8 protein-coding genes and 1 pseudogene are annotated in these 12102 nt (G+C 35.5%); 7 read left to right on the top strand and 2 right to left on the bottom strand.

From position 1 onward, the window contains the following. The first annotated feature begins 76 nt into the window (after window positions 1-76). From ACVWNY_RS05165 to ACVWNY_RS05180, 4 genes and pseudogenes are all read left to right on the top strand, one after another. Window positions 77-1912 (top strand): annotated as a pseudogene (locus ACVWNY_RS05165) (beta-glucoside-specific PTS transporter subunit IIABC). An 11-nt stretch (window positions 1913-1923) separates the two neighbouring features. Beyond that, window positions 1924-3381, top strand: coding sequence for a glycoside hydrolase family 1 protein (locus ACVWNY_RS05170; protein ID WP_218324748.1), 1458 nt, complete (start codon window positions 1924-1926; stop codon window positions 3379-3381). 533 nt (window positions 3382-3914) lie between these two features. After that, complete coding sequence (licT, locus tag ACVWNY_RS05175) at window positions 3915-4754, top strand: BglG family transcription antiterminator LicT (RefSeq protein ID WP_218324749.1); 840 nt, start codon at window positions 3915-3917, stop codon at window positions 4752-4754. A gap of 12 nt (window positions 4755-4766) precedes the next feature. Continuing rightward, window positions 4767-6689 (top strand): beta-glucoside-specific PTS transporter subunit IIABC, encoded by a 1923-nt coding sequence (locus tag ACVWNY_RS05180; protein ID WP_218324750.1) that lies wholly within the window; start codon window positions 4767-4769, stop codon window positions 6687-6689. Window positions 6690-6730: 41 nt separating this feature from the next. Here the strand turns inward: ACVWNY_RS05180 and ACVWNY_RS05185 are convergent, their stop codons facing one another. Continuing rightward, entirely contained in the window at window positions 6731-7639 is a 909-nt protein-coding gene (locus tag ACVWNY_RS05185) for a MurR/RpiR family transcriptional regulator (RefSeq protein WP_218324751.1), read from the bottom strand. Between the two features lie 208 nt (window positions 7640-7847). Here ACVWNY_RS05185 and ACVWNY_RS05190 point away from each other — a divergent pair, with 208 nt between their 5' ends. Genes ACVWNY_RS05190 through ACVWNY_RS05200 form a run of 3 tightly spaced genes read left to right on the top strand, consistent with a single transcriptional unit; the run spans window position 7848 to window position 11479 of the window. Next, window positions 7848-9236, top strand: coding sequence for a 6-phospho-beta-glucosidase (locus ACVWNY_RS05190; protein ID WP_218324752.1), 1389 nt, complete (start codon window positions 7848-7850; stop codon window positions 9234-9236). Between the two features lie 19 nt (window positions 9237-9255). Next, window positions 9256-10689 carry a 6-phospho-beta-glucosidase gene (locus ACVWNY_RS05195; RefSeq protein ID WP_218324753.1) on the top strand — a complete coding sequence of 478 codons (1434 nt, stop codon included), beginning with the start codon at window positions 9256-9258 and terminating at the stop codon, window positions 10687-10689. Next, the gene (locus ACVWNY_RS05200; RefSeq protein ID WP_218324754.1) at window positions 10682-11479 is read left to right on the top strand and encodes an HAD-IIB family hydrolase; all 798 of its coding nucleotides are present in this window, start codon (window positions 10682-10684) and stop codon (window positions 11477-11479) included. Before ACVWNY_RS05195 ends, ACVWNY_RS05200 begins: the two co-directional genes overlap by 8 nt. 63 nt (window positions 11480-11542) lie before the next feature. On the opposite strand, the gene ACVWNY_RS05205 is transcribed toward ACVWNY_RS05200, so the two are convergent. Further along, window positions 11543-12097, bottom strand: coding sequence for a helix-turn-helix transcriptional regulator (locus tag ACVWNY_RS05205; protein ID WP_218324755.1), 555 nt, complete (start codon window positions 12095-12097; stop codon window positions 11543-11545). Window positions 12098-12102: the final 5 nt, after the last annotated feature.

Consider the following 12102-nt stretch of genomic DNA (forward strand, 5'->3'; position numbering starts at 1 on the left):
TGAATGGCATGAAAAGGTTTTCCTTCTTATACTATTGATATAGAAAACGGATACAAATTATAAGGGGGAAACAAAAATGGATTATCAGCAATTGGCTAAAGATATTTTAAAAAATGTTGGCGGAGAAGAAAATGTCAGTAATTTATATCACTGTGCCACAAGATTACGTTTCACGCTAAATGATCAGCAAAAAGCGAAAAAAGCTGAGATAGAAAATTTAACCGGTGTCATTACAGTCGTTGAAGCTGGTGGAATGTTCCAAGTGGTTATTGGTAACACAGTCAATGATGTTTATGAAGCCATCACTAAGATATCAAATCTCGGAACTGCTAGCTCAGAAGTAACCGAAAAAAAAGAAAAGAAAAGTATCTTAAATAGTTTTATTGATATGATTGCTGCGGTTTTTGCACCAACTTTAGGTGTTTTAGCAGGTAGTGGGTTAATTAAAGGAGTTTTGGCTTTGTTAACAAGTGTCGGTTGGCTATCAATTGAAAGTGGCACTTATGTTGTTTTAAATGCTGCAGCAGATGCTTTCTTCTATTTCTTGCCAATTTTCTTAGCTTATACTGCAGCAAAAAAATTCAAAACAGATATCTTTATCGCCATGGTTTTAGCCGCAGCGTTAGTATATCCATCAATTACAACAGCTTTTACAGATGGAACAGCGTTAAATTTTATCGGCATACCAGTTTCGCTGGCAAGATATTCTAGCACCGTTATTCCAGCGATTTTGGCAGTTTATGTGTTATCACATTTAGAACGTCTAATTAGACCTAGACTCCATGAAAGTGTCAGAAATTTATTAACCCCATTTATCTGCTTGATTGTCATGGTTCCTTTGACGTTAATGGTGGTTGGTCCGATTGCAAATATGGCTAGTGAATTAATTGCGAATGGGTATTTAGCTGTTTATAATTTCAGTCCAATTTTATCTGGTGCAGTGATTGGTGGATTCTGGCAAGTCTTAGTCATCTTCGGATTACATTGGGGTATGGTGCCAGTAATGACGAATAACATCAGCTTTTATGGTCGAGATACTTTAGGACCTGGTTGCATGACAGCTGTTGCCGCACAAGCTGGGGCTGTTTTAGGGGTGTTTTTCAAAGCTAAAGATAAAAAGGTAAAAAGCTTAGCTATTTCATCTTTCATTAGTGCATTATTTGGAATTACTGAGCCAGCTGTCTAAGGGATTACTTTAAAATACAAAAAACCATTTTATATTGCTTGCGGTGTTGGTGCAATCTTTGGTGGAGTAGCAGGTGCTGCTGGTGCCGGCGCATTAGCTGTCGCTACAAGAAGTATCTTGTCTTTCCCAATCTATATTGGTCAAGGTTTTGTTTGGCTAGTCGCTAGTTATTTCTTATCTATGTTTGTTTCATGTATTTTAACTTTCCTATTTGGTTATAAAGATGAAGTTGCCGCTGAAGAAGACCAATTGATCTTAGCCAATGAAAAAGCCTTAGTATTAGAAAAACCTGCGCAAGGAAAAACGATTGCTTTGACTGAAGTTAATGATCCAACTTTTGCTAGTGGTGCAATGGGCGAAGGTTTTGCTGTCATTCCGACTAGGGGAGAAGTTTATAGCCCGGTTGCTGGAACCATTACCTCTATTTTTCCCACCAAACACGCAGTAGGAATGATAACACCAGAAGGGGCTGAAATCTTAATCCATATTGGTATTGATACAGTTAATTTGGCTGGAAAATATTTTAAAACTTCAATTGCTGAAAATGATTCAATTAGAGCCGGTGAATTATTGGTAAGCTTTGATTTAGCAGCCGTTCAAGCTGCCGGATATGATCCAACAATTATGGTAATGGTCACTAACAGTACGAAATTTGGGTCTATTGAATTTGTAGATGAAAATCAAAGTCTGCCTTTGAATGATCAATTTGCAGAACTTTTAGTATAAGGAGAAAAGCTATGACAAAATTTCCGAAAGATTTTTTATGGGGCGGTGCAACAGCTGCTCATCAAGTTGAAGGTGGATTCGACGAAGGCGGAAAAGGACTTTCTGTTTCAGATGTTTATACATTTGACAGTAGTTTGCCAAAAGAAAAATGGACAGACCAATGGCATTTGATGACACATGCTCAAGTGGCGGAGGCACAAAATCCAGATAGTAAAAAATATTATCCAAAACGGAACGGCAATGATTTTTATCATCACTACAAAGAAGACATCGCGCTATTTGCAGAAATGGGCTTCAAATGTTACCGCACATCGATTGCTTGGACTCGAATATTTCCAAATGGAGATGAGGACTTGCCGAATGAAGCTGGTCTAGCTTTCTACGATAAAATGTTTGATGAACTTTTAAAATACGGTATTGAACCGGTCGTTTCTTTGTCCCATTATGAAATGCCTTTACATTTGGCAACCGAATATGGTGGCTGGCCGAATCGTCAGTTAATTGATTTCTATGTTAAATTTGCAACAACTGTTTTTAAACGATATAAGAATAAAGTAAAATATTGGATGACTTTTAACGAAATTAATTGTGTGAAGCACCATCCATACGTGAGCATTGGTGTGATCGAAGAAAATCATCCCAATATTGAACAAGCTAAATATCAAGGTGCACATCATCAATTTATCGCAAGTGCTCTGGCGACTAAAGCTTGTCATCAAATTATTCCTGACTCAAAAGTAGGTTGTATGATTAGTTATCAATTATTGATTCCATATTCATGTGACCCAGATGATGTTCAAAAAACTGTCGAAAGTCAAAGAACCTCTCTATTTTTCTCAGATGTCCAAGCTCGGGGCTATTATCCTGCTTATACAAAAAGAATGTTTGAAGAAAAAGGGGTTGTTTTAGAGACTGAAGTTGGTGATGAAGAAATATTGCGGCAGTATCCAGTAGATTTTATTTCTTTTAGTTACTACATGTCGTCAGCTGTCTCAGCTCATCCTGAAAATTTAGAAAATGCAGAAGGAAATTTGATTACCGGCGGAATAAAAAATCCGTATCTACCTAGCAGTGAGTGGGGTTGGCAAATTGATCCAAAAGGTTTGAGAATTGCTTTAAATCAACTCTATGATCGCTATCAAAAACCATTATTTATTGCTGAAAATGGTCTGGGTGCTGTTGATCAAATTGAAAAAGATGGTACCATTCAAGACGATTACCGAATTGATTACTTAAAACAACATATTGAACAGATACAAGAGGCAATTCATGATGGTGTTGACTTATTTGGTTACACTTCGTGGGGATGTATTGATATTGTCAGTGCTTCAACCTCACAAATGTCTAAACGTTATGGCTACATTTATGTTGATCAAGACGATGAAGGTCATGGTACAAGAAATAGAAGAAAGAAAAAATCCTTTGACTGGTATAAAAATGTCATAGCGACAAACGGTGAAGAATTATAAAAAAGAAATTCCTGCCAGCCGGTAGGAATTTTTTCGGCTTTAATGGCACTAAAAGCTGCTGACAAATCAATAATCAGAAAATACACCTTAAATTAAAACTAATTTAAAAGAAATAAATAATATTTTCAGTTTAGTATAGAAAATTAGTCTTCTTAATTTATTTTAAACGTAATTATTCTTTTAAATTGGCTAACAATAGTACTATAAAATAATCTAACATTTACAATTTCAAAGACTTTTAATCAAAAAACTAAAAAAGAACAAAAAAAATCATTGACAGCGTTTTCTTAATTTGCTATGATGATTTTGAAGAAAATAGACCACTGATGGATAGTGATTGTTTAAGTACAAGCTAAACCTGATGAAAGTACGCTTTTTTGTGTACGTTCATTGGGTTTTTTTGTTGCAAAAAAATAATAAATGAATATTTTTTGTATTTATTTTATATCACATCTGTCATGAAAAATAACAAATAAGGAGTTGGTTATTTATTATTTATTGTTGCAGATAGTAGGAAAATGGAGGATCTAAGCATGCAGATTCAAAAAATTCTAAACAATAATGTTGTGATCACAACAGATCAAAATAATAATGAAGTTGTTGCAATGGGACGTGGTTTAGCGTTCAAAAAAAAAATCGGAGATGTCATTTCTAGTAAAGAGATTGATAAAATTTATCGTCTAGATAATGAAAATTTATCTCACAAGTTTCAAGAATTATTAGAAAATGTTCCTCTTATCTATGTTGAGTTGGCCACTGAAATTATAGATGAGGCAAAGAAAAAATTAGATAAACCCTTAAACGATTCACTATATTTGTCTTTAACGGATCATTTACATGGTGCGATTGAAAGAGGAAGAGAAGGAATCCAATTAAAAAATTTATTGCTTTGGGATATCAAACGTTTTTTTCCTGATGAATATGCATTGGGAAAGAAAGCGATTGTCCAAGTTAAAGAGTTGTTTTCAGTTGATTTAGGAGATGACGAAGCTGGAAATGTTGCTTTGCATTTGGTAAATGCACAAAGCGATGTTGAAAATGGTAACGTCCAGGAATTAACTGAATTGATGCAAGAAATCATTCAAATTACCAGCTATTATTTTAAAGTTCAATTTGACGAAGAATCGGTCTATTTTTATCGCTTTACCACGCATCTACGCTTTTTTGCTTCAAGAATTTTAACTAATAAACAGTTCAATGATGAAACGGACGAAGAATTATTATTGATGATCCAAAAGAAATATCAGAATGCTTATTATTGCACGGAAAAAATTGCGACATTTATTTATCAGAAATATCAGTATTTAATGACTAATGATGAAAAATTATATTTGACAATTCATATTGCAAGACTTGTTCAAAAAACTATTTGAGGAGGATAAAAGATGGGAAAATATGAAGATTTGGCAAAAAAGATCGTCGATAATGTTGGGGGAAGTGACAATATTAATAGTCTGACCCATTGTATTACCCGTTTACGCTTTAAATTGAAAGATGAAAATAAAGCCAAAGATGAAGTTTTAAAAAATACGGATGGTGTTGTGACTGTCATGAAAAGTGGCGGACAGTATCAAGTAGTCATCGGTAATCACGTACCTGATGTCTACGCAGATGTGCAATCAGTAGCTGGAATAAGTGGTGAATCTGAAGATGCCGCAAAAAGTGATGGCAATATTTTTAACCGTTTAATCGACATCTTAAGTGGTTGTTTCCAACCATTTTTAGGTGCTTTAGCAGCGGCCGGGATGATTAAAGGTTTAAATGCTTTGTTAGTATTTTTGGGAACGTTGGGCTGGTTCAACTACACGGTGACATCTGGTAATTATTTGATGTTAAATGCCATTGGTGACGCAATATTTATGTTCATGCCAGTAGTTCTTGGTTTCACTGCAGCGAAAAAATTTGGACTAAATCCAATGGTGGGAATTGTAGTAGGTGCTGCAATGTGTTACCCAACAGTTCAAGGAACAGCGTTACAGGCAGCCTTTACTGAAGCTGCTGGTGCAAATGCAGCTGCGCCATATAGCTTGTTTGGATTACCGGCATATGAGAGATTCTTTGGCATTCCATGGGTAGGAGCAAACTATACTAGTAGTGTTGTACCAGTTATTTTTATTATTGCCTTTGCTGCCCAAATTCAAAAATTGGCGAAAAAGATTATTCCGACTGTTGTACAAAATTTCGTTGTACCATTTTTAGTTCTTTTAATTGCTTTACCGATTGGTTTTTTGGTCATTGGACCCGTAATTTCAATTTTAACTGATCTTTTAAGTGCTGGTTTCCAAGCATTGATGGCCTTCTCACCAGCATTATATGGTGTGGTTTTAGGTTTCTTCTGGCAAGTGCTGGTTATCTTCGGTTTACATTGGTCAATTGTTCCATTAGCAATTATGCAAGTAACCATGAATGGATCAAGTATGATTTTAACAGGTACATTTGGCGCAAGTTTTGCTCAAACTGCCGTTGTTTTAGCTATGTACTTCAAGCTAAAAGACAAAAATTTGAAAGCTTTATGCCCGCCAGCAATTATTTCAGGCTTGTTCGGTGTAACCGAGCCAGCAATTTACGGGATTACTTTACCTAAAAAGACGCCATTTGTTTTCTCAATGATCGCCGGAGCTGTTTCAGGTCTGTTTTTAATGATTAATCAAGTGACTGCCTTCACATCAGGTGGATTAGGAATTTTTGGTATTTTTAACTACATTTCTCCAGATGGAAATGCTAGAGGCATGTGGATTTCATTAATAGCGATTGGTATCGCTGGAGTCGTTGGTTTTGGTTTAACAATGGCTTTTTGGAAGGATAAAACTGTTGTTGCTGATCAAGAATTACCAGAAAATGCTGCAAAAATTCGGAAAGAAGTTGTTACCTCTCCATTAGAAGGACAGTTAATGCCACTAGATACAGCAAGTGATCAAGCTTTTGCCCAAGGTATTTTAGGTAGAGGTGTTGTGATTCATCCAACTAAAGGAGAAGTCGTTGCCCCATTTGACGGTACAGTTATGACGATGTTCCCGACAAAACATGCGATTGGTTTAGTTTCAGATCATGGTATGGAACTATTGATTCATATTGGTATGGACACCGTTCAATTAAATGGAAATTTCTTTGAAAATCACGTCAAACAAGGTGACAAGGTAAAACGTGGAGACAAATTAGTGAGTTTTGATATTCAAGAAATTCGAAATGCTGGTTATTCCGTCGAAACTCCTGTAATCGTTACCAACTCAGCTGATTATTTAGATATTGTTGAATCAGATAAAAAAGAAATTAACGACAATGACGAACTATTAACAGCGGTATTGTAAATCAATAATTAAAGAAAAGTCCTTTAACTAGTGACTTTTCTTTAATTTGGTCTTAAAAAATCACGATATTGAATGTTAGGTTCAGCCATAATATCTGAGCTGGACTTTCTGATATCTACTTGTTCACCGATGGAAATTAGGTGATTAAGATTTTTTTCATAATCTTCAGCAAAGACGCAGCTGTATAAAACATCTAATAAAAAACTGATCGAACTATTAATGCTATAGTTTGCAATTTTTGAATAGAGTCTTTCTCTGGTTGTTATGTGCAAAACAGCTTGAGCTTTTTCAGCAAGCGTATTTTCACCAATGCTTGTTAACGCAATAAAAGGAATTTTTTGTTGATTAAAAAGTTCAGCTAATTTAGTCATCATGACATTTTCACCGGTATATGAAATCAAAATGCAAACATCATCGGGATGAGTATTATGTGCTTCATAAGATTGTTCATTCATAGTGGATACTACACGAACAGCTCGATTGAGTCGGCGCATCTTTAAAGCGAAGTCTTCAGCGATCAATAAATTGGCATTGCTTCCAAAAATCTTAATGGTACGGGCATTGAGCAATAATTGTTGGGCTTTTTGTAATTGATCATGATGGAGCAAACTTAAGCTGTCAGCGATTGTGTCTTTTTCTAGACTAGCAATTTTATGAGCAACTGTCATAATGCCGTCTTGTGGCGAAAACGGTAAATTGGCATCAATATCAGTGAAATACGTATTCAAATAGTGGGATTCAGCTAAAAAAGCATCTTTTAAAGCCGACCAACCTGAAAAATTTAGTTTTTTAGCGACACGAATTAATGTGGATGGATGGACATAAGTGATTTCGGCAATTTCTTTAACGGTTAAGTCTCTCAACTGACTGTCAGAATGTAATAGGAACCTAATAACATTCTCTTCAGCAGTTGAAAAATGAATTTGTTTCATTTTTTCACGGATAAGCATATATTCCCCTCCAAAATATTTACGATATTTTTGTATTGTTGTAAATGATATTAAAGCAAAGTACTACTGTTTTGCAATAGCGTTTACAAATAATACCGCATATAAAGATAAAATTTGTAAATAGTATTGGAATCAACTCAAAACGAATTGTAAATATATTTTACAGATAGGATAATAAATTTGTAAATTAATTATAAGGAGTGAGCTAATGAATCAAGGTGTAAAAATTGCCACGATTGGTGGCGGAAGTAGTTATACCCCAGAATTAATGGAAGGTTTTATCAAAAGATATGAGGAATTACCAATTTCAGAGATTTGGTTGGTAGATATTGAAGCTGGAAAAGAAAAGTTAGCGATTGTCGGAGCAATGGCCCAAAGAATGTGGGATGCTTCACCATATGATGTGAAAATCCATTTGACTTTAGATCGCGAAGCAGCTTTAAAAGATGCTGATTTTGTTACCACACAATTTCGAGTTGGTTTATTGGAAGCACGAATCAAGGATGAAAGAATCCCTGCTTATTATGGCATGTTAGGACAAGAGACTAACGGACCAGGTGGAATTTTTAAAGCGTTAAGAACTGTGCCAATCATTCTGGAAATTGTTGAAGATATGAAACGGCTTTGTCCAGATGCCTGGTTGATTAATTTTGCCAATCCTAGTGGCATGGTGACAGAAGCCATTGTTCGTTATGGTAAGTGGGAAAAAGTCATTGGTTTATGTAATGTACCTGTGATGGCGACGATGATTGAGCCAGCATTAATCGGGAAAAATCCAGATGAGTTAATTTATAAATTTGCTGGGTTAAATCATTTTCACTGGCATAAAGTTGCGGATAATCATGGCAATGACGTGACGATGGATATCATTGAAAAAATGTATGAAGAAGACAACGGCTTACCGAAAAATATTTTCGATATTCCTTTTTATCATGAACAGCTAGAACAGATGAAAATGATTCCTTGTGGTTATCATCGGTATTACTATCGTCAAGAAGAAATGCTGGAACATGCTTTAGAAGAATATCAAACAATTGGTACGCGCGCCCAACAAGTCAAGCAAACAGAAACTGAATTATTTGAACTCTACAAAGATCCAGCACTAAATTACAAACCGGAGCAGTTGCAGCAACGGGGTGGAGCGTATTACTCTGATGCAGCTTGTGAAACAATTGCTTCAATCTATGCCAATAAAAACACGCAATTGGTCGTTTCTACTAAAAATGATGGTGCTGTTCCGGATTTACCAGCGGATTGTGTTGTTGAAGTGACTGCTTATGTAGGTGGTCAAGGAGCACGCAATGTTGCCTTTGGTACATTACCGACAGCTGAAAGAGGTTGGCTGCAAGTGATGAAAGCAATGGAATTATTGACAATTGAGGCTGCAGTCACAGGTGATTATAATACTGTTTTGCAAGCCTTCACGATTAATCCATTAATTCCGTCAGGAAAAACTGCCAAACGAGTAATGGATGAATTGTTTATTGCCCACAAAGAATATTTACCAAACTTTAAAGCAACAATCGAAAAATTAATGGCAGAAGGAATCGAAGTTCAGGATCAAGTAGCTAGTCATTTAGATTTAATAGAAGTATAAAACTTAGGAGGAATCATGCATGGCATTTAGAAAAGATTTTTTATGGGGTGGCGCAACAGCTGCTAATCAATGTGAAGGAGGATACGATCAAGGTGGACGTGGTCTTGCCAATGTCGATTTAGCACCAGTTGGCAAAGATCGAATAGGGGTCATTACTGGTGAGCAAAAAATGTTTGATTTTGATGATGACCATTTTTATCCAGCAAAAAATGCGATTGATATGTATCATCGCTATAAAGAGGACATTGCTTTATTTGGTGAGATGGGATTTAAAACTTATCGCTTATCGATTGCTTGGAGTCGGATTTTTCCTAAAGGTGATGAAACCGAACCAAATGAAGATGGCTTAAAATTTTATGAAGACTTGTTTAAAGAATGTCATAAATACAATATTGAACCGCTAGTGACGATTACTCATTTTGACTGTCCAATGCATTTAGTTGAGAAATATGGCGCATGGCGTAGTCGTGAATTAGTTGGTTTTTATGAAAACTTATGTCAGGTGATTTTTAATCGATATAAAGGCTTGGTTAAATATTGGTTGACTTTTAATGAAATCAATATGATTCTACATGCGCCATTTATGGGAGCTGGACTTTACTTTGAACCAGGAGAAAACAAGGAACAAGTGAAATATCAAGCAGCCCATCACGAATTAGTTGCTTCAGCGATAGCAACGAAAATTGCCCATGAAGTTGACCCGGAAAATAAAGTGGGATGTATGCTAGCCGCTGGTGCTTACTATCCGTACTCATGTAACCCGGAAGATGTGTGGGCTTCTCGTAAAAATGATCGAGAAAATTATTTCTTTATTGATGTTCAATCTCGTGGTGAATATCCAGCATATGCTATAAAAGAATTAGAACGCAACGGCATCGAAATTAAAATGGCCGATGGCGATGCAGAATTATTAAAAAATCATACTGTCGATTTTATTTCTTTTTCTTATTATTCTTCTCGAGTGGCAACCACTGATCCTGATTTATTGGAAAAAACTGAAGGAAATATTTTTGCTTCTATTAAAAATCCCTATTTAAAAGCTAGTGAATGGGGTTGGCAAATTGATCCTTTAGGGCTGAGAATTACTTTAAATGACTTATATGATCGCTATCAAAAACCATTATTTATTGTAGAGAATGGTTTAGGAGCTGTTGATACACCAGATGAAAATGGCTATGTTGAAGACGATTATCGGATAAATTATTTGGCTGAACATTTACAAGCAATGAAAGACGCTGTCGAGTTAGATGGAGTTGATCTTTTAGGATATACAACTTGGGGCTGTATTGATTTGGTTTCAGCTGGAACTGGCGAGATGAAAAAACGTTATGGTTTCATCTATGTAGACCGTGATAATGACGGCAACGGCAGTCTAAAACGCAGTAAGAAGAAATCTTTCGACTGGTATAAAAAAGTGATTACCACAAACGGTGAGGATTTGAGTAATGATTAGGTTGGTTTTAACCGATTTAGATGGCACATTTTTAAATAGTCAAAGTCTGTTTGATGAGAAGCTATATTTGAAAGTACGTAAAATGATGCAAGAAAAGGGAATTATTTTTGCACCCGTGACTGGAAAACAAGCTGAAAGAGTTGAGGAACTTTTTGTGAATGTAGGCTTTGAAGACTTATGGATTTTAGGAGACAGTGCAACTCGAATCAAGCATCAAGGGAAAATTGTTTATCAAGATTTGTTGCCAAATAGAATCGGTCTTAAAATGATTGAGACGCTACAACAGATCCCACATCAGACAATTATTGCTTGCACTGAAGAAGCCGCTTTTATCTTAAAAGATACGCCGGAAGCTGACTTATTTTTTGTAAATGGATCGTACCAAGTAGTGAAATTTGTTGACAAGTATGATCAAATAAGTGATGATTTCATAAAAATTACGGTTTTGGATAATCAGCTACGTACTTTTGAAACGGTTAAGCTTTTGGAACAGTATCAAGATCAAGCGTATTTTGTGGCTTCCGAACCTCGCTGGATAGATATTGCTCAGCTAAATGTTCATAAAGGCACGACAGTCCAAGAGTTGCAAAAATTGTTAGGTATTTCAAAATCTGAAACAATGGCATTTGGAGATGGGTTAAATGATATAGAATTGTTTGCCGAAGCCGACTATAGCTTTGCTGTGAAAAATGCATTCGCTGAGACGAAAGCTGCCGCAAATTATCAAGTGAACTTGAGCAATGATGAAAATGCTGTATTAGTAACATTAGCAAAAATGTTGGCAATTTAAAACAAGCAGTCAGTTTGTGTTATTCAAGCTGGCTGCTTTTTTTTCGGTTGAGATCAAGTAGTTTTAGATTTTAATGATACCAAAAGCAGCCAAAAAATAAATAACTAACAAAGTGAAAACAACTAAAAAGCTAAGAAAAATCATTCCTTGAATCATTCTTTGACTGATGAGTAGTTTTCTTTCTGATACTGGTTGATAAAAATCCTCTTTATAATAAATAGTGATCCAGAAAAGAAAAATAAGTTGGGCTAATTGAAGAGGGATTACTAGGATAATCGCTTCAAAAATTTCTGTTTGACGAATAACATTAATAAAGCCGGCAATCGATCCAATGATAGTAGTAAAAGAAATGATGCCAATGAAAACTCCTTGTTGAACTAAGTTAAATAAAGTAACATCTTGTTTAAGCTTTTTCATATACTTCTCATCTCCTTTCATTAACGCATCCAATGATATTTGATAGTAATCACTGATTTTAATTAGAGTAGGCACATCCGGAAAGCTATTTCCAGTTTCCCAACTGGAAACTGTTTGCCTAGAGACAAACAAATAATCAGCAACTTGTTGTTGCGTCAGCTGCAATTCATTTCTACGCATTTTTAAAATATTCCCTAACATATTTT

It is taken from the genome of Enterococcus sp. JNUCC 77, from assembly GCF_054819945.1.